Here is a 20,048-nt window from a genome sequence, read left to right as displayed (position 1 = left end):
TCTTACCGACGCTTCTTCGTTTGCTAGCCATGCTGCTGACACGATTGCTGAATGCCTGCCATCATTTTCCCGGTTTCGTGTACGAAGGTGCACGCCTGTGCGACGCGACCCAGAGCGTTGAATTTGACGCGCGCCCGCGCAAGGGCTCCAAGCCGATCTGCTCGTGTTGCAACAAACTTGGCAGCGGGTATGACAGACTCCATGAACGTCGCTTCGAATTCATTCCGGTCTGGGGTTTCGCAGTGATTCTGCTCTATTCGATGCGCCACGTCGACTGCCGCCAGTGCGGCGTGAAGGTCAAAGAGGTACCGTGGGGCGTCGGCAACCATCCCCGCCTGGCACGCGCTAATTCGAGATGAATCTACTTACCTGTGCCACGTCGAGCCCGTGACCGCTTTCTGCTCGAGTCCCGCCGCATGTCATAGAGTGCGTCTCTGAGATCACGTTTGAAGATAAGTCCTATTTCGAAGGACGAACTGGTCATGAAGTCGACGAATTCGCGCGGACTCATCTGCTTAAGTATGGCTGCAGCTCCACTCTTGCGCAAAGCGGCTCCCAACTCTCTCGAAAGCGATTGCAATTTCGCTGCATCAGGCCGTTTACGTTCGCACTTTCGTTTTGCCATCATCGTCCGCCGATACTCAAGAACATGGCTCAGCGTGCTGTAGCTCAGTCGACTCAGGCCATACGAATCTCCGGTAAGCGACGTCGAGAAGACGCGCTCCCGAACATATTGAGGCAGGAAACTCGCTAGCCTCCCTCAGCATCCGCAGGCGGTGTCAGGCATCCGTCGATTCGAGATGAATCCGCAGTCCTCTCCGCCTCCGGGACCGGATTTCGCCAATCCGGGCACAGTTGCCCCGTGACGTCAGACCAGTTTGATATGTCCCAGACCCTCACCGCCCAGTTCCAGACGTACTCGGCGTCTTTGTCAAAACCAGCCCTACCTATGAGCCTATACTGCCGACAACTAGACGTCACTCCCAATCTGGTGCGCGGATCAAACGAGACTATTGGTGTGCTTACACGGCCATCACAATGAGCTGTGTTAAACCCGACGAAGTGACGGTCTCCATTATCTGTCTCCCGGATAGACCAGCACTCGAGCAAAATCTCGGGTTTGTCGTCAGTGGCAGTGCCTACGTAGATTGGCATCACTCTCTCCCGGGAATTCCGTAGACTGCTACAGTTCAATAACAAGCGACGGGTCGAAATTCGCGTTTTCATAAGGCACATCTGGGTTGTCGCGGTTCTTGCCCGGTCGTCCTCGCGGATTGCAGATCACGCGGCAATCACCTATCCGGTAGTCGCTTGATGCATGAATGTGACCGTGAATCCATAAATCCGCCTTGATCACCAGAAGTTCAACGTTCGAGGCATATGCGGCGGCAAGAACGTGTGCCCGGTTCTTTTGAGGGATCGACATGCCCGACGGTGCGTGATGCGTGACCACGACTGTTTTTCCGTCAAACGACTCATCGAGACGTTCGCGTAACCAGCGCAGTGTCCGGCCCTGATGTTCACGCGCGTCTTCGGGTCGGAAAAAGCGGCCTGATCCCTGTTTGATGCCCTTATGCTCCACCATCGCCGCACCGGCAGCACGCATGGCATCGTTAAGCCGTAATGGGTAGAGGCTGTAGTCCGTCCAAAGGGTCGCACCGAGGAATCTTACGTTTCCAAGAACGAGCTCATCGTCCTGCAAAAAACGCACTGATGTTCCTTGTGCACGCTCGCGAAGTTCACTCAACAATTTCTGATAGTCGTGCCCAAGCGGTTCGTGATTGCCAGTGACATACACGACAGGGACACGGCAACCGCTGTACAAGTCGATAGCTCTGCTGCCCTCGTGAATGTCCCCAGCCAGAACGAGGACATCCGTCTCACGCGTCACTGGAAGTGGTGCAGCGAGATCCGCGCGGTGCTGTGCCATCTCGTGATGAAGGTCAGACGCAATCTGGATCTTCACTTCCCCTCCTCCCCACGGGCCGCTCATCTACGAACATTCAGGCAATCCAAAGTGCCGCAGCCTTACCTTTCCCGGGGTTTCGCCTTAACATTTAACCCAACACCATCTTCCCAGCAATCACCTTAGACAAATCTGAGTCGGCTGAGAGGGTCACGATGGACGCAGATTCCACTTTAATTCGCACACCTATTCGTAATCCACTCGATTGATCGGCTCACCCAGTCGCCGGCCTTCCCTCAGTCAGTCCTCGAATCGCCACTTACGCGGGCTTGAGCCGCGCAACGCATATCCGCCGAGCAGGACAACACTGCCGCGCTCGCCACCGCCAAGTTGCCCGCTTACGCCCTGCTACTCCCCGATGTCGGTGAGATCGATGTGAATCGCAGGCCGACGCAGCGCCTTCATGCACTGCAGGAAAAAAACGAACGTGAAGGCCCCTCGCGAGATCTTGTTCGCTATTGAACGCTCGGTTTCCTCCACCCCGAGCCCTTCCAGCAGAACGGCCAGTTGCTTGTAGCCAATCTGCCTACGCACGAGCTCAGCCCGAAGCAAACGCTTTGCCTCACGGTTCCAGTCGATCATTGATGCCACACCAGACGAAAAGCGCGAGTATCACTCGCACTCTCGTCACGGCCATCCTATAGTCTCATATGTGGGATCTTTACGCCACATAAAAGATCTATGTTTTTTCGTATAGCGATTTAAGCGTTGTGCGAATTTGGGTATCTACACGCACTTGAAGCCTGGCGTCTTCCGCCCGGCACTTGCAATCGTACGGAGTAGAGGAAATGGGACGTGGCCCAAAAAAGATGACGGAAGCGCTCATCAAGGAATGGCAGGCCGAAGGCCGAGGCCGCGGGGAAGGTGCCAATTACAAACCGTGGCTGGAGGCGTTCGACCTCTCCTCCCTTGGACGCGTCAGCCGCCCGCACAGCCCGAAATGCGGTCGCAGCGTACATCTGCTATCAGATGTCGAAGCGAATACGTTCTATGCTCTTGAGTGGTCCCAGCGTGTCACCGGCATTCGGGAGGAATACCCGCTCGACCGGGAACTCACGCTCGAAATAGCTGCCGCCCTTGGCATCGCTCACCCGTATTATCCAGGGACGAAAGTTCCCACGGTTATGACGGTCGACTTCCTGGTCGACTTCCATGAAAACGACCAAAAGCGACTCGAGGCGTGGGACTGCAAGCGGACCGAGGATTCTGAAGATCCACGTAAGATCGAGAAGCTGCAGATTACACGAACGTACTTTGCAGGAATGGACATTCCGCACCGCCTCGCCTTCCACTCTGAACTACCGATGCAGAAGATTCGCAACATCGAGTGGATTCGCGGTGGCATGGTCAAGTCCGGCGAAGACGAGCGATATGCCGGTGCCCTGCGCGAACAATCGCTCATCATGGCTCATGACCTTGCAAGATCGACCAGGAATCAGCCACTCCAGGAATATTGTCGGAATTTTGAGATTCGACAGGGCCTCAATCCGGGCGAAGGGCTGCGCATAGCGAAACTGCTGATGCACGAGCGTGTCCTGATTTGTGACTTGAGCAACCCCGACCTTGCGAGCGCGCCCTTGGCCAGCTTCCGTTGTACGTTCAAGACGGAAGGTCTTCGTGCGATGGGAGGTCAATAATGGCGCTCCTGAAGAATGACCTGTACCACAACGAAACAGGGACTTGTTACCGGCTGCTTCAAGTCGCGCCAGAGACCGACGAGGCTTGGGTCATCAATGTGTCTGACGAGTCCACGTGGCCCAGAAAGTGTTCCTACTCCGCGCTGCTCGACGACATGGACAAGCACAAGTCGGCTCTTGTGACGAGCACTGGCCAACGGAGTGTGTCTGAATACACGGACGCGGCAAAAAAGAGGCGCAAGGAGGCATGGGAAATCATCAGTCCACTCCTTACCGGTGCTGCAATTTTTGACCCGAAACTGCGTGGGCCACTGGTATCGGCACGCGCTGAGGAGACTGGCGTATCAAAGACCACAATCAACAAGTATCTGCGCAACTACTGGCGTGGCGGCCAGACTCAGGATGCCTTGCTACCAGATTTTCCCAATATTGGTCTGAACCAGCGTCAAGCTACTAATGCCCGAGGACGACGCCCGTCTGACAACCGCTACGAGATTTACCAGATGAGCCGTAGCGTCGATGACCAACATGTCAAGGACGCAGTCAATGAGCACTACCTGAACGGGGACGTATCTACGCTCGAGCACGCATATCAGGAGATGCTAAAGGAGCACTACTCGTATCAGGACGGTAACGGCGACAGCTTCGTCAAGCCGTCCGGGGAACGCCCTTCCTATCGGCAATTCTATACGGTGGTGAAGCGTTGCTTCTCCCTGGAAACAATTCTACGCCGCAAAAAGGGGAACAAGGACTTCGAGCGCGATCACGACCAGCGAATTGGCAGCGCGCTATATGAGGCAATCGGTGTCGGGTACATCTATGAGATTGACGCGACCATCGCCGACGTCTTCCTCGTGGCGCAGGCAGACCGGTCAAAGATTATCGGCAAGCCGACGATGTATCTCATCTATGACAGGTACAGTCGCCTTTGCGTCGGCTTCTATGTAGGTTTGGAGCATCCTGGCTGGGAAACAGCGGTACAGGCAATTCTAAGCCTGGCCGAAGACAAGGCAGCACTTTGCCACAAGTATGGCGTTCCCTACGACCCGCGAGATTGGCCGGCTGACAGAATTTTTCCGCAGAAATTCCTCGGCGACTGCGGAGAGATGATTTCCCGCAACAGCAGCCGCATATGCGACGGGATGGAGAGCACGATTTCGAACGCGCCTCCTCTCTCGCCACAAAACAAAGGCACAGTTGAGTGTGGATTCAAACTGATTCACGCGTCAATCGCACCCGCTACGCCCGGGTACGAACCACCCTCAAACGTGACTCGACGTCGGGGAAAGCACTATGATCGGGACGCATGCCTCACGCTTGACGAATTTATAGCGATAATCTTGCGCGCAATCGTTGCCCATAACCGTCGCGAGATGAAGAAATATCCGCTCGACCCGAGGGCGGCGCTCCGTGGGGTCAGCCCTGCTCCACGCGAAATCTGGGAGGACAACGTCATCTACAGCGCGGGCGTTATTTCACGCTACAGCGAAGAGTATCTGCGCCTTCAATTGCTTCCCCGTGACGAAGCGACTGTTACTGAACAAGGTATTCTCTTCCAGGGCTGTTTCTATTCGTGCAAGGACATAGAAAAGAAGGGATGGTTCGTGAGCGCGGCGAACCGTGGCAGATTTGACGTCAATGTTTCCTACGACCGTCGACTTGTGAATTCGATAATCGTCCACGATCCGCAGGACGCTCGCAAGTCATACACGTGCGAACTTACCACGACAAGTGAGCCTTACCGGGGTTACTCGTTTGCGGAAGTCAAATACGTGCAGAAGACTGTGACGCGACTTCTGCAAGAGGGTCAAGATAATGCCCTGCAGGAGAAAATCAACCTCAAGAAATTCATTGCAGACATCGCGCAACCGGCGCACGCCGCAATGAAGGAAGCAACCAAAGGCAAATCACGCTCTTCCCGTAAGGCTGACATCGCGGCTGACCGTGAGGCTGAAAAACAAGCTCGCAGACAACGTGAGGCAGCAAGACCCTCACCTCCTCAGCAACCGCCCTTTCCCACCGGTTTGCCAGATAACGTCGTCCCGATGCCAGACCGTTCCGCAACCGTAACCGCGCCGCAGCTACAGCCAGTTGCAGACGAAACACCGACCAGACCGCTTTCAATTCAGGAAAAGCTACGACTGAAGAAGCAGAAGATGCTCAATGGAATCGCGAAATAACATTATGTCGGCTGCTGTAACCGCCGTCTACACGGAACAGCGGATTCCGCGATTTCGGAACAACCCACTCATCGCAGCATTGCCACCGGCTCTGGACGACGAAGCACTCTGAGAGTACCTCCATGCACTGCCCTCTTTCGAAGAGGAACAGCGAACATGGCCGCCATTCGAGAGGCTGCATCTGGTCGCCGAACTTTCAGCGTTTATGGCACCGCTCGAACGCCATGTCGTACTCGGCTGGGCGCTGGATACCATGCTACGGCAGGGGTATGTCGGACGGACACCGCGGACAGCCGCGCACGTCCAGGTGTTCCAAAAACTTTATGAAGCTCAACAGGCCGGAAAGGCATTCAGCCCGATAAACGATCTAGTGCACGCAACTTCACAATACTCGAGTGCACTGATCGGCGTATCTGGGCAAGGCAAAACGACGACTCTGAAGCGCCTGATGGCGCGGTATCCTCAGGCGATTTACCATCCGGACCTGGACATAACACAAATTACGCACCTTCATATCGAAACGCCACATGACGGAGCGTCAATCAAAGGCCTTGCTCATTCCATTCTTCGAAAAATTGACCAGTTGGTTCCAGACGGCAACTACTACCAGAAATACGGTAGAGTCACCATATCTGTCGAGACCTTGCTGAATCATGTTGCCCGGGTAATGCATATCCATTGCGTTGGCATTCTCATCGTGGACGAAGTGCAGAATCTGAAGCACGGCAGCAAAAACACGCAAAAGCTGATGGCCGCCCTCGTTTCAGCTTCCAACGAACTCGGTGTCCCCATTCTCTTCGTGGGCACAAATAAGGCTGTTGAAGTGCTCGGCTTGGATTTCCGGCAAGGCCGGCGCTCCGTTGGCAGCGGCTTCCCCGAGTGGGGCCACCTTTCCGCCAGCCATGACCTTCAGAACCCCCTCGAATGGGAGGATTTTATTACGACACTGTGGGTATTCCAGTGGCTGAAGAAACCTGTCGCGCTCACTCAGGCGCTTGCTGACCTCCTGTTTTACTACAGCCAGGGAATCATCGACATCGCAATCAAGCTCTTCGCTTGCTGCCAGTGGCAGTCAATCATCGACTCGAGCGAAACAATCACCGCCCAAACTCTCGAGCTCGTCTGGAATCGCGACTTTACGCGAGTTCATCCGATGATAGATGCGTACCGGTCGGGCGACGCGACACTGCTCGACCAATACGGCGACATAGCGCCCATCAAATTCGCTAGTTTACTCGAGGGCTCCCTGAACAAGTACGAGGGATTGCGCAACCAGAAAGGCTCGGTGACACTTGGCCATCAGGACTTCACTCCGACGATCGCATCGGCGCTGGTGAGCGTTGGCGTGGACAAAGACCGTGCGTTAAGCGTCGCGAACGCAGTAGAGGCACAGGGGAAAGCAAAAAGCGTCCTTGATGGTACCAAAACCGCAATTGAGCTTTTAACACCACACAGAAGTACCAAGAAGACCAAGGTCAGATCCGCCAGTAGTGTTGCGCAGGAACTCGCTCCGGACGACTATCGCAAGGCAATCAACGACGCGGCCAACAACGGCAATACAATTTTCGAAAATTTACGCAATATGGGCGCTGTCTCCGACGTGGATTCTCTACTCGATCTGGGATAGTGAAATGTATTTCCCTCGCCCCTATCCTGACGAACTGACAAGCAGCCTTTTGATCAGGGCGTCACGGCACCTCGGTATTCCGTTCGACAAGGTCCTTAAGGATCTTACGGGCGTGGGCAGGAAGCGACTCCATTTCCTGAATCCATTCGCGCTGAAAAAAATCGCAGATTCGACTGGCATGGCATACGACGAGATCCTCGTTAATCACACGCTCTATCCATATGTGACAGCGTTTATGACAAACGGACATCGCGAGCGATTACGTGCGAGCCTGGTCGCGGCCGCCCCGCAAATACGGTCTGATTTTAACTGGCTTGTGGGAGCGCCGTGGAGCCGTTTGGCATGTCGTCGCTTTTGCCCGGAATGCTTGCTCGACGACTTGCGGGAGCATGGGGAATCGTACTGGCATAGACTGCATGTGCTGCCTGGAGTGTATACGTGTACAAAACACCGCTCGCCGCTTCTTGGAACAGATATCCCGCTGGGGTGGTGCGAGCCTTCTCGCGCCCAAGCGTGTCCCTCGGATGATCCGGGAATCGAGATAGTTCTTCCCCTGTCCAAGCATCTTTTAGACGCGGTGGCCATGGACTCAAAAGACGCACTGGAGGGAAACTTTTCGGCGCGCCTCGACGAGATCCGCGCACACGCGCAGCATGTCGAAGAACTAGGACTTAGTTTTTCAAAAGGCTGTGTCCCACGTTGCTTATCAAGCCAACTTGAGAAATTTTACGGAACCGCTTACCTTACGTACACCAATGTATCCTGGCCAAATTTCCGAATGTCTGTGGAACGGCGCCCTGCCTTAATGATTCGTCAAGCGGAGACAGCGACCTTCACTACCTTGCAGTATCTGCTGTTGCAGATATTCTTCGAGAATTTCCCGTCCGCGACCTTAAATCGCCGAAACTAGGCGACCTCGGAAATGTTCTCCACGCCATTTGCGCAACGTCTCTGCAAAGCGACGCAACATCCGTGGCGCGGTCCGTCGTCACGCGAGCGCTAGCTCCGTATGCCGAAGTTCACGGGCGGCATAGCCAAAGCAAGAGCTTTGACCGCGCGAGAGTCTTAACAACCGCACACTCTTCTGGTGCTTCGGGAAGAGACTATAGACACAGCAGGCGCTCTCTGCCGACCGGCCAAACGTCCTTACAGACGCCGCTGGCTCCCGGTTTTCGATTGACCCGAAGGGATTTTCGCGCTAACTCCGTCCTTCAGGGCGGAGTTAGCGAAACCTTTGTAATCGGGTGGTCGTTATACAGGTCGATCCACCCCTGCGAGCCTCGCCCCGAGGCGAGGCCGGACGGGATTATTCCGCGTAAATACCATCCAATTCTCACAGTTTCACTGCTACTGGACACGTGGCCCAGCAACGTGCCCGACTTCGCTCGCACGTCTAAAAGGAACGCTCGCTATACGTAGCATTGCAACCCTGCTGGTCCGGCTATCGGACCGGGCCGAAGTCAAAAATGCCGCGCAAAGAGCGCCCGACCTTCATCATTACCTTGCCACTGGACACGTCGCTGAGCGACGTGTCCAGACTTCGCTCGCGTCTCGAATGCGGTAAGCGGATATTCAACGTAACGTTGCAGGACGGCTTGCGTATTGTTGATGCGATTCGCGGCGACGAGCGTTGGTCCGCCGCACGCAGGCTGCCCAGAGGCACCGGACGCTACAACGCCTTCAGGGCGGTGCGCGAAGCACACCGCTTCACGCAATACGCCTTTCACGCCCTCGCGGTAGCGCACAAGAACGCAGCGGGCTTTGCGGACCGGATCGGCTCCCACGAAACCCAGGCCATCGCTACACGCGTCTTTCTTGCACTTGAACAGTTTCTTTACGGCAAGCGCGGCCGTCCGAGGTTCAAGGGCGTGCACCGCCCGCTGCACAGTCTCGAAGGAAAAAATAACGACGGGATGTTGCGCTGGAATGCCGGGCCCAGTTCGTTTCAGGTCGAACGGGGATGGGTCATTCCCGTCAGTCTGCCTGACCTGCGAAAGGATGAATGGCTTGCAGCCGCCCTGCAGTTCCGAACCAAATACTGCCGGGTGGTCTGGAAGACGCTCAACGGTAAGCTGCACTGGTTCGTTCAGCTCGTTCAGGACGGCAAGGCACCCGTTAAAGCCAGCGTTCTCCACCGGATCGCGCCCGAGGGGACTGTCGGCGGCATCGATATCGGCCCATCAAATATTGCGTGGGTCACGCACGCCGACGCCGGTCTGCAGCGATTTGCCCCGGAGGTCGAGCGCCCGCACGCTGAGATTCGCCGCTTGCAGCGGCACATCGACCGGCAACGCCGCTCGAACAATCCCGGCAACTATCACCCGGATGGCCGCGCAAGGAAGGGTTGCCGAAGCTGGGTGCGCTCGCTTCGACAGATGCAGGCCGAACGTCGAATGGCGGAGATGTATCGCTACGAGGCGGACGTGCGCAGGCAGGCGCACGGGCGCGACACAAACCTCCTGCTGAGCAAGGCCCGGACGTGGCGCGATGATGGCGTCTCTCCCAAAGCCTTGCAGAGACGGTACGGACGCAGCATCAGCGTCCGGGCACCGGGGCACTTCATGAGCGAGCTGACCCGCAAGGCTGACAGAGCCGGCGGGCAGCGTCAGATCATCGATGTGTACCGGTTAAAAACCAGCCAGTACGACCATACAACCGACACGTTCAGAAAGAAGAAGCTCAGTGAACGCCGGCACGTGTTCGGTGATGGTAGAGGTCGCGTACAACGCGACCTCTACAGTGCGTTCCTGGCGAGAAACTCCGAAGGGAACACGCACCAGCCGCCAGTGCTTGAAAAAGCCTGGCATGAGCTCGCATCCTTGCTGCAGCAGGCGGGCTGGTACGACATCAAGCCGCAAGAGGCTGGCCCAGCCAGCCCATAGCCTGACTTCGCAGGCTGTCAGAGCGGTTCGCCTGAAATTCCTGTTGAGGAGCAACAGCAGCGCATGCTGCTGCCGGTCTGAGCAACGCGGTTCGTTTGCGACCATTGCGTTGTGCCCCGGCGCCCCACCAGGAACCCTCCCCGTTCACGGGGAGGAGGATGTCAGATTCACTGCACGGTGCTTGGCGCCGACATGAGGCTAGCAGCAAAGGTTGCGACATCGGAGCTTTTCCGCACAAGCATTCCGCCCAAGGCTTCTGCCGCAGCTCGCACACGCCGTGTTCCGAGGATGTTGATTTGCGAATGCTCAACTGTCAAACCCGGAATGATGCTCGAGACCATTTCCTGAATTGTTCCATGGGCGATGAGCGAGCCGGCAACTCTTAGGAAGTCGGCATCCTTGCGACCAAGCTGTCGCCGATGACGGTCGATCGCGGTTCCTGGATGCTCGATTTTGTACTGCATGAACCACGTGTCTTCGTCATTAATGAAAGCGAATCCGGCCTGACCAGTCTTTCTCATGTTATCGAGACCAGACCACACGTCCGGGTCCGTGGCGTCAGCAAGCCACACAAATTGTGCTGAGCCTTTTTGCACCCTGGCTGTCAGGACAACACATCCGTCAATCTCCATGCTGCCCAGCCTGAACAAAGCTAACCCCTTCAGCTTGTTGGCCACGTCTGTCGCTATTGGCGTAACGAAAACGGGCGTAGCCGACCGCATCCTGGCCGCGTCTTCTGAGAACGGCGCATAGGTGCTCGCTCGGTCAAGCGCGCCGAGCGGCAGCGCTGCATGGCCAATCGGAGTATTCGATTTCGAATTATCTGGAATCATTCTAAAAGTGTATAAAAATTGACAGGACGTGTTATCAATGCGGACATGAAAATCATATTGCAGAGCGCCTCACATGCCAACATAGTATTTAAGCCATGCAAAATTTACGCAACCATCCTGAGCGTATTCAATCGGTAAATCACATTTTACAACGCCTTGTTTTCATTGAACAAAATCACGGATATCACGTCGCACCGAGGCGATCCGTATAAATAATTGGATATTTTACGAATCCTATTGAATTCGTCGCTGACTACGATTAATCTAGCGCCATCGAGACGTTCTGTTCATGACCACCACCATATTCCATATTCAAATATGCAAACGCAAACCTTAATGTCAAAATGGAAAGAAGTTGATTTACCGGCCGACGAATGCGGACCGCAAGTCCGTCGCGAGCAACTGATTAGCGAGATGGTCTCCTTCATGCAGGACTGCGGGTTTTCAGCAGAGCACGTGAACGTGCTGAATGTGCTCACCGTTGCCGAGTCAGCGCATCGTCCCGTTCGTGGCTTTTGGCAGGCCTTTGACTTCTCGACGGTTCTGGACGCACTCGACGCATACCTGCCCGAATGGCGCAGCCTTCCACCGGAAATGGGTATGGCGATGCCGCTGGACGAGTTCATCCTTGAAATCCGTCGGCAGATGTGGATGAACGCATTTGACGAAGAGAATGCCGAGCGTTTCTTTGCGCTTACCGCCGCAGAGCGCCCATCTAGTGCCGCAGCGGCGCTTGCGCAGATCGGCACGGACCTCCGCCGTATCGGCGCATTTTCAAATCTAGCGCAACTGCAGGCGGACGGTATTTCCGCCGGCGCACGCGCATTCGATATCTATCGCTGCATCGACGCCGCTGACAGCGGAAAAACTTATCTGACATCGCTTGGCCGAACTGTGAAAGATTGCCGAGACGCGGCACGAAAGCGTCTCCATAATCTGGCGACGAAGGGCCACGCGAGAAACAGTACAAGTTAAGCCCGACGCGCGCGCTGCGTTACCTATACAACATACCGCAGTAAAACGCGGTGGATGAACAGCAACTACCTTAGGCCAATCAAATGGAACAAATCCGAGTAATCATTGATAGTCAGAACTCGCAAGTGTGCACCGAAGACAATCTCAATCTTGACCTCGTCGAGGTGCTGCAACGTCATGCTGAGGAACAGCCAGCGCCCGCTACCTACGTCGTCGAGTTGGGCACTCTCCTGGGAGTCACGTCTGTCCGCCAGGAGAAGTGTCTGGTCATCGTTCTGCCGGAGACGGATTCACAGGACATTCCATATCTTTCCAGGACACTTCGAGTTGAGGTTCGTGTCACACCGGATGGAGAATCTGCTGCCTGTCTCGCACTGGCGGACGGAAACGTCGCTGTGTCCGAGCGAGCTATCGCTGCGGCGATCCCACCCGGGTTCTCGCGACTGGTGACGCTCTGGCTGTTCAAGGATAAGAAGGTACTGCGAGAGTATCCATACACGTCTGAGACGGATGAGGACCTGGGGGTGGCGACGCTAGTCGCGCAAAGTCATGAGCGCCCCTTCGATGATCAACCGCCGGCAGAGAGTAACGTGATTGAGCTATTCGACAATTTTGTAATGCGCGGAACTCCCACCGAGCGGGCTTCGGCATAAGGTCGTCTCTTTTCTCAAGGCCAACTTCAACCTCTTTCTTGCGCGGAGGGTTCGCCCCTCCGTTTCCCTTGCCTGACTCCTGTTAAGAGGGCTCAATTTACGCTGCTGGCAAGACTGCACATATATTTTAATGCTATCAATCAAACCTCTTCGCGGATTCCATCGCTGACTCGCGTCACCCAATAGGCAGAACCGTTAAATCACAGCCCTTAACTGCTGCGTGTGGTTCGACCTCGGTAACGCGCCCTTACGGTCCAGTGCAGTTCGCACCTTGACGTAATGGCGAGCACAGTCGCAGCTCGCTTTGGATTCCTTAGAAGTTTATTACATATATTCAACCACGCTTTCAAGAGCTTCAGTGGTTCTCAGCCATGAAAAATCGTGCCCGTTGTTTCGCAACCGAAAGTTTCAATTAAATCAGTAAAACCAGGAAACCATGGAACAGTACATTGATAAGCAGTTCAATACCGATGCAGCAATCCCTCGCGGCGCAGAAGTAGACGCGATAACCGAAAAAGCGGTCGACTATGCGGTATCAATACTCAACGAAGTCTGGGAATGCCATACATTGGAATTCTGGCATCACATCGATTCGAACGACGTCTATAGCTGGATGCAAGAAGACGAGCCCGAATTGGCGGAGAGTATTCGAACACGCGACCTCAAGCAGAAGTTTCATCGCCGACTTAAGGAACGGCTCCATTTGTCGGAACAAGCAGAGTCGATGGTGAGCGGAATGAAGCCGCTCGACCTGCAAGCCATTCTCGCTCAAATCAGCGACGAGGCTCAAATCGATGCAGTCAAGCAATATATTTCAGAAAAGGCTTATGTAAATACCAAAAAATGGCAGTACGGCCAAGGATGGGAAGATGACGAAGATTACGCTGACGACTGGGACGATACAGAAGAAGACGATGCATATGAAGATTTTGCGATCGAGACGATCGCACGGGAGGCGCTGCGAATTATCATCGGCCGGCAACAGAGGCTCCCTCATCCACGCCACGACTCAAAATACCCCTTCATTGAGACTGACGATGTCTGCGCCATCATCGATGAAGTGCGAAACAGCCTTGCGTCTCCGACGAGCTTCTATGTGATTAACGACAGGTCTTTACCAGTAAGCCTGCAGGGCAAATCACGAGAAAAGCGTTGTATCGTTGTGAGAGTTGCTGACCAATGGCTCGCGGACCCGACTCTTCTTTGCGCCGTCGAAGGGTTCAAACACAGGTTCGTTCGGATTGAAGGTAACGTAGCGCCAGTGTCCGTGTTTTCCGTTGGAATCAATGCGTTGTGGCTCGATGCGCAGAAAGCGTATGACATATTCAGGTTGATGAGGCATGAACTCCCCATTTTGTACGTGGGCTCTGTCAAATCTGTTCTTGTAGCGCATCCCTATACTCACTTTGACGACCTGCGCTATCTGTGGGTCCGGACATTGTGTGCAGAAAGGGGCTGTCAAGAAGTGACACCTCAACAGTTTGAGACGCGCTTTCCCGACTGCACGGTAGCCGTCCCGGCGGTCAAGAGGAACATGGTGGACCTGACCTAGGCATGAGGCCGGACAACGATCACAACGGGCCCTTGTCGCTTGTGGACAGCATGCCGATCTTGAAACTTGATGGTCGGTCGCCTTCCGACTGCGCACGGTCAGACTGCGCGATTTCGTCGTTGTATGATTTCGCCTTCGAGTTGCGATTTTGCTGGGTGAAACACGGCGAGGATACCGCATACGCGACGCTTTGACCTGCGTACACCCGGGCAAAGCAGTTACTGAGATCCGCACTAGGGTCTTCGCACTAGAGCGTGTTAGGCACTTGGTGTGAGACCTGGTATCCTGGCGGGATGAAAAAAGCAGACCGCAAAGGGTACCCGACCGACGTGTCCGACGAAGAATGGAGCTTCGCGGCCGCCTATCTGACGCTGATGGACGTCACGGCGCCGCAGCGCAAATACGAACTGCGCGACATGTTTGACGCGTTACGCTGGATGGCTCGGGCCGGCGCGCCCTGGAGGATGCTGCCCAATGATTTCCCACCTTGGGAACTGGTGTATCAGCAGACTCAACGCTGGTTACAGGCAGGCTGCTTTGAGCACATGGTCTGCGACCTGCGCTCGGTGATACGCGTGGCACAGGGACGGCAGGGCCAGCCCAGCGCCGTGATTCTGGACGGTCGCACGATACAGTCGACCTGCGAGAGTGGTCCACGCGCGGGCTATGACGGTTATAAGCGCAAACGCGGCAGCAAGGTGCACATTGCTGTGGACACCTTGGGACAGTTGCTGGCGGTGCACGTGACACCAGCCAATGAACAGGAGCGCGCACAGGTGGCAGAGCTTGCGCGTCAGGTTCAGCAAGTAACGGGACATACCGTCAAGGTGGCATTTGCGGATCAGGGATACACGGGCAAAGAGCCAGCGCAGGCCGCACGCGACGAAGGCATTGAACTGCAGGTGATCAAACTGGAGGAAGCGAAAAAGGGATTTGTACTGCTGCCCCGGCGGTGGGTGGTCGAGCGCAGCTTTGGCTGGCTCAACCGTTTCCGCCGTCTCGCACGTGATTATGAACGGCTACCCGAAACCCTCGCCGGGCTTCATTTTGTGGTCTTCGCGATGCTTATGCTTGTTCACGCGGTGCCAGTCCTTCAAAGTTCCTAACACGCTCTAGTAGCTTGGGCACGAAGGTGTGTGCAAGCGACATCGCCATGACACGAATGGGCCAACAATGTTCTGCGTGAATTCACATTTGATGCGAGAAAAGCCGAACGACGCATTGCTCTTCAGACGGTCGATTCTCGCGTTCTATCGCGAATCGGGAAGTGGGAGTTGACGGACGAAGAATGGGACGCTGTCGAACCACTGATACACACGTTCGGCGTGCGTCATGGCCGGCCTCCCACTTACGAAGTGCGGTAACCTACCCACGCCCAACCGAGTCTGGGTCCGCCCAGATTTCAGGGGCCATCGCGGCGGTGAGATGAAGATGGACGGCCTCTGGATAGTGCCTGAGTAGCGCACGTGCCCGCGCGTGAAACTTGCTCAGATCACCCTTGTCCGCTGCAACCGACAGCTGAATTAAAAACTCGCGCCCATCAAGCACCGCGCGCGTACGTTCGTATGGCACCGGCATTTTGCATCCCCCTGTCAATGGCACCCCGGCTCCGAATTTTCCACCCCATCTGTCTGTCCGGTCGGCCAGCGTACACCCGTCGTTTGTCTGGGCACGGCAACGCACATCGAACGCTCCATTGGGCGCCCGCTGTTAGCGCTCATTCGGCCTGGGATCTGGCAGCATGTCCTCGGGCCGAACAAATCGGAGATTCGTCGGGCCGGTCGATAGCACAACCACTCTTCTCGGCTCATATCTAACCGACGTGTACGCGCTGTCTCGCGACTCAGGCGGATATGGATACCATGACTGGTATTCACGGCCGCCATACATTCCTACCTCGTGCGTCCACAGACGAGGTGCCAGGCAGATTTCGCAAACCTCATCGGCGTCGTCGGCGTCTGCGTGTTCAGCGAGGAACAACACGGTGCTATCTGCGTCCACTTCCCGCAGAGACTTCAATAGCTCTCGTACTTTCATTGACCGCCCCCTTAGCTCAGTGCATCTCACCGATGTTCAAGGCGAACTCCTGCTTTCTCACCGGACCGATGCTACCGCTGCAGACGTCTGCGTCTACGCCCCGAAACTCTCATATATGCGACTATAACACCATAACCGAGATGATTGAAGTTTGCTCGCTAAGCCCATGCTTTCAGCTCAGTGTGGGACGGATCAGTTCGTCGCGAACGACAGTCGACCGGAGCGCGGGCGAGCGGCACTGCCGGAGGTGCGGTCATCCCGTTCTGGGGACATTCCATCGAGTGGCGCAGCCATGTATTTAAACGATGCGGCTGCTTGTAACACGACCGCACTCAAAGCCGTGCACGGGAGGCCGTATAAAGTCACGCTTAGCAACCAGTTCGAGCCATCGAAGAAAAGGCAGCACGCAAGCGAAATCTACACCGCTCATTGGCCGCAAGACGCTCACATTAACGAAGACATAGCTCAAGCGCTCGAGTCGGCGACGGGTCAGCAGGCTATTCGTGATGCGAAGCCAGACCTGGTAGTTGGCGGCTTCCCGTGCCAAGACTACAGCGTCGCTCGCCCTCTATCGCAGTCGCATGGACTTGAGGGCAAGAAAGGTGTCCTCTTCTGGTCGATTACGAAATTGCTCGAGCAGCGATTCGCTGACGGCGAACCAGTGCCGTATCTAATACTTGAAAATGTCGACCGTCTGCTGTCTTCGCCAGCGTCATCACGCGGAAGAGACTTCGCCGTCGTTCTAGCCGCGCTTGGCTCCCTCGGATACGCAGTGGAATGGCGCGTGGTTAATGCAGCTGAATATGGATTCCCTCAACGGCGCCGTCGTGTGTTCATAGTCGCCTACCACGTCACTACCGCTCTTTATGGCCGGACAAAGGCGGCGGCAACAAGGCAACGCGGCGAGTGGCACTCCGAGGGAGTTCTGAATGCTGCCCTACCCAGCGTGCTATCCGGTGAACTTGATGGGTACGCGCCGGCACTCACAGTTCAGAGCGACCCGTTCGGAGAGCAGCTTGGCTATCGCCCACTTTCGAATGGGAAAACTCGCTTCGCAAACTCCGGGTTCATGTGCGACGGTCAGGTGTGGACGTGCGCGGCGCGTGCGCAGGACATTGAAGATTTCACCGAGTTCACCGGCACCGAGGCTCCGCTCACGCTGGGAGACGTTATCGGCAAAACTGGTGTTGTTCCGACGGATTTTTATGTCAAGACAGAATCAGAAGACGCGTGGCAAGTAGCGAAAGGCGCAAAGAGCGTCGCTCGGGAAAAGAACGGCTTTGCTTACGACTATTCGGAAGGCAGCATGGCTTTTCCCGACCCGCTGAACAGGCCCGCGCGGACCATCATCACTTCCGAAGGCGGCAGCACGCCATCGCGCACCAAACATTGCATTCGCGAGAAATCTGGGCTCCTGCGCAGACTCACGCCGGAAGAACTGGAGGAACTGATGGGCTTTCCGCGCGGATTCACCGACTTGCCGAAGGTGTCCGCGACCGCTCGTGCAATGTTGATGGGCAATGCACTTATCGTCGGCATCGTCACCCGCATTGGCACGGCTTTGTACAAGGCCATTCAGGACTAACAGGCGGTGGGGCGCAATGCGGATAGTTGCACCGCAGGTCTTCGTCGCGAGCCCATCTGGATTGCGACGACATGCCAAGCTCGTGCCCACGCCTGCTTCCTAATTCCGCACGGTCGCGGGCCCGCAGAGGCCGAAGCACTGTTTGCGTAATCTGCGATGTGAATCCGGGAAATCGACCGAACGGCTAAAAACGATCGTTACACGGATTTTCATCGTTCCCGGCACACCCGTGCCGAATCCCACAGGTCAATAAAATGTCGTCACCGGAATACACCATTCAACTACAAAACAGACCGTCCCTCGAACTTACCGCTGTTGAACGTACCTTCTATTACGCAGTACGTCTGCTTGAAAAAATGGACAAGTCTTGCGCACCCGGCAAGCCTATCGTTGCCCCTGACGCCATCGTCTGGGCAGTCGAAAGACTGAAGCCGTCTCTCGTCAAGCCTGTGCGTGAAACAGGTCAGACAGACAAACTCGTTGAGCTTCTTCGCCACTATGTCTCTCTGCGCGAAGTGGCGGAATAGTTGCGCGTCGAAGCATTCTTTTCAGCCTGCGACGATTGTGGAATCCCTGCTGAGGACTGGGGATACCTTACTTTAGAAGATGTGCTATACGCCATCGCCGAGGGAAACTGGAAGTGCAACGACACCGCGGCCCGCGATAGTATCAGCCTCGTCCTGCATACTGCGTTCGAACGGCACGAAGACGACAGAACGGACCGACATGCGCAGCAGACTTTGTCTGCACCGTGTCTCTTTGATGTTCCTCGCCCCGGCAATCCCGAATTCGGTGCACCAGATGGCTTGGACCCGGACACGTCGCCGACGCTTAAGATAGCGTTGCGGCACGCGCGGCAACAACTGCTGGCATTCGACACCGGATATGACCCAGAGTTCTGGTGCAAAATCTATACTTCGGTCGTGGGCGATTGGCTTGAGGAGGACCTCCCTGATGTCGCTGCTGAGATAGTAGCTACCGGCGCGGTTTCGCCGTACTTCAATCATGTCTGGTCGTACGTAAAGCAGATGAAAGAGGTAGAGAGACTGTGGGTCGGCATTAGCTACCCTATTCGCGCTCTGCTCCGCGCCGAGCAGAACGAGTCCGAAGCGCTTCATGTCATTGAGCAATTTGTGCGTCAAGATGGAAAAGACGGTACTGAGGTTGCTGCTTGGGTGCGACGCATCTGGGATATGGTCAAACGTCGCGATTCAGCGCAGGAACAGCCCGCAAGCCCGGTAACATGCAGCGACGAGTGGAATGCTGAAGTCGACCATATCCGGAGAGCCTTCCGGGGCGGAAGCACCTGCTACGTCATCGACGCGGACGCATTGCCTCGAAGCCTTCGCTCGCTCACCGACGAAAATTCTGTTCTCGCTGTTCGATTGCCGGAGCGATGGCTACGGGCGGAGCACATACTGTCTGCGCCGGCCAACCTGGAGTGCTTTTACTGGACGAACAGCAGCACCGAAGACACAGATTTGACACTGAGCATAAATCGGAGCTTCTGGTGCAGTAACGAGTATCTTTGGCCTCAACTTTTCCGGTTTCGACGCTCGATACCAGTGCTCTTCGTGTTTAAAGGGAAATGTGTCCTGGCGCGTTACCGATTCAACCATTTTTCCGACTTGCGAGCTGTCTCTGATGTTTCACGCAAGCACCTACCCACACTTGAAATCTCGGATACCGAATGGAAGCATGACGGAGCAGCTGGATTTCACACGTCGATGCCTACAGATGGAACTTCAACCAAGCCCGCAATCTTCACGAATCTCGTTGACCGTTCTAAGGTTTTGGCGAGTAAAAATCTGCGGAAGGCTTACGTCAGCGAAAATCCCGGGGCGGACAAGGGCCTCGTAGAGAGACTGGTTGAAGGCTGGTTCAATTGAGTGGAGCCATGCCGGCAAAAAGCTAAAACTAATTTGTGCAATCGCCGCTTGACACGATGGTCGCGCAAATTGCTCGTGCCGCACAGCTTTGAGTTCTGCCTTTGACTGCAAGGGGCGCCTCAGGGGGCGCCGTGCCGTCAGCCATTAGACAGACAGCGTCGCGATGACTGACGGATCGTACGTCTTTAGCCCGACAGCAGGTTAACGAAATAGAGGATGACTACTCTAGCGT

At 55.6% G+C, this 20,048-nt stretch carries 16 protein-coding genes; 13 read left to right on the top strand and 3 right to left on the bottom strand.

Annotated features, from left to right (window positions below; all coding sequences use genetic code 11):
• The first annotated feature begins 29 nt into the window (after positions 1–29).
• Positions 30–359, top strand: coding sequence for a hypothetical protein (locus WN982_RS27285; RefSeq protein ID WP_341318710.1), 330 nt, complete (start codon positions 30–32; stop codon positions 357–359).
• 824 nt (positions 360–1,183) lie between these two features.
• Here WN982_RS27285 and WN982_RS27280 read toward each other — a convergent pair.
• Positions 1,184–1,966, bottom strand: coding sequence for a metallophosphoesterase (locus WN982_RS27280; RefSeq protein WP_341318709.1), 783 nt, complete (start codon positions 1,964–1,966; stop codon positions 1,184–1,186).
• Positions 1,967–2,314: 348 nt separating this feature from the next.
• Complete coding sequence (locus WN982_RS27275) at positions 2,315–2,548, bottom strand: DUF6471 domain-containing protein (RefSeq protein ID WP_341318708.1); 234 nt, start codon at positions 2,546–2,548, stop codon at positions 2,315–2,317.
• Positions 2,549–2,754: 206 nt separating this feature from the next.
• Between WN982_RS27275 and WN982_RS27270 the strand changes: the two genes are divergently transcribed.
• The 5 genes from WN982_RS27270 (at position 2,755) to WN982_RS27250 (ending at position 10,292) form a co-directional block, all read left to right on the top strand.
• On the top strand, positions 2,755–3,603 hold the full coding sequence (locus tag WN982_RS27270) for a TnsA endonuclease N-terminal domain-containing protein (protein ID WP_341318707.1): 849 nt from the start codon (positions 2,755–2,757) through the stop codon (positions 3,601–3,603).
• Positions 3,603–5,783, top strand: a complete 2,181-nt coding sequence (locus tag WN982_RS27265) for a transcriptional antiterminator (protein WP_341318706.1) — start codon at positions 3,603–3,605, stop codon at positions 5,781–5,783. The genes WN982_RS27270 and WN982_RS27265 overlap by 1 nt, the downstream gene beginning before the upstream one ends.
• A gap of 205 nt (positions 5,784–5,988) precedes the next feature.
• Positions 5,989–7,410, top strand: a complete 1,422-nt coding sequence (locus WN982_RS27260; protein ID WP_341318705.1) for an AAA family ATPase — start codon at positions 5,989–5,991, stop codon at positions 7,408–7,410.
• 4 nt (positions 7,411–7,414) lie between these two features.
• Positions 7,415–8,320 carry a TniQ family protein gene (locus WN982_RS27255; RefSeq protein WP_341318704.1) on the top strand — a complete coding sequence of 302 codons (906 nt, stop codon included), beginning with the start codon at positions 7,415–7,417 and terminating at the stop codon, positions 8,318–8,320.
• A gap of 556 nt (positions 8,321–8,876) precedes the next feature.
• The gene (locus WN982_RS27250; RefSeq protein ID WP_341318703.1) at positions 8,877–10,292 is read left to right on the top strand and encodes a hypothetical protein; all 1,416 of its coding nucleotides are present in this window, start codon (positions 8,877–8,879) and stop codon (positions 10,290–10,292) included.
• 167 nt (positions 10,293–10,459) lie between these two features.
• On the opposite strand, the gene WN982_RS27245 is transcribed toward WN982_RS27250, so the two are convergent.
• Positions 10,460–10,969 (bottom strand): hypothetical protein, encoded by a 510-nt coding sequence (locus tag WN982_RS27245; protein ID WP_341318702.1) that lies wholly within the window; start codon positions 10,967–10,969, stop codon positions 10,460–10,462.
• 474 nt (positions 10,970–11,443) lie between these two features.
• Between WN982_RS27245 and WN982_RS27240 the strand changes: the two genes are divergently transcribed.
• From WN982_RS27240 to WN982_RS27210, 7 genes are all read left to right on the top strand, one after another.
• A complete protein-coding gene (locus tag WN982_RS27240; RefSeq protein WP_341318701.1) occupies positions 11,444–12,100 on the top strand; it encodes a hypothetical protein in 657 nt (218 codons plus the stop codon).
• Positions 12,101–12,183: 83 nt separating this feature from the next.
• On the top strand, positions 12,184–12,753 hold the full coding sequence (locus tag WN982_RS27235; RefSeq protein WP_341318700.1) for a hypothetical protein: 570 nt from the start codon (positions 12,184–12,186) through the stop codon (positions 12,751–12,753).
• 436 nt (positions 12,754–13,189) lie between these two features.
• On the top strand, positions 13,190–14,305 hold the full coding sequence (locus WN982_RS27230; RefSeq protein ID WP_341318699.1) for a hypothetical protein: 1,116 nt from the start codon (positions 13,190–13,192) through the stop codon (positions 14,303–14,305).
• A 293-nt stretch (positions 14,306–14,598) separates the two neighbouring features.
• Complete coding sequence (locus tag WN982_RS27225; protein ID WP_341312036.1) at positions 14,599–15,411, top strand: IS5 family transposase; 813 nt, start codon at positions 14,599–14,601, stop codon at positions 15,409–15,411.
• A gap of 1,223 nt (positions 15,412–16,634) precedes the next feature.
• Positions 16,635–17,927 carry a DNA (cytosine-5-)-methyltransferase gene (dcm, locus tag WN982_RS27220; protein ID WP_341318698.1) on the top strand — a complete coding sequence of 431 codons (1,293 nt, stop codon included), beginning with the start codon at positions 16,635–16,637 and terminating at the stop codon, positions 17,925–17,927.
• A 254-nt stretch (positions 17,928–18,181) separates the two neighbouring features.
• The gene (locus tag WN982_RS27215; protein ID WP_341318697.1) at positions 18,182–18,454 is read left to right on the top strand and encodes a hypothetical protein; all 273 of its coding nucleotides are present in this window, start codon (positions 18,182–18,184) and stop codon (positions 18,452–18,454) included.
• Positions 18,455–19,816, top strand: coding sequence for a hypothetical protein (locus WN982_RS27210; protein WP_341318696.1), 1,362 nt, complete (start codon positions 18,455–18,457; stop codon positions 19,814–19,816).
• The last annotated feature ends 232 nt before the right edge of the window (positions 19,817–20,048 follow it).

This window comes from Paraburkholderia sp. IMGN_8 (genome assembly GCF_038050405.1).
In the GTDB taxonomy this organism is placed as follows: domain Bacteria; phylum Pseudomonadota; class Gammaproteobacteria; order Burkholderiales; family Burkholderiaceae; genus Paraburkholderia.
The sequence above is the reverse complement of the archived record's forward strand: the minus strand, read 5'-3'. Positions and strand labels throughout refer to the sequence as shown.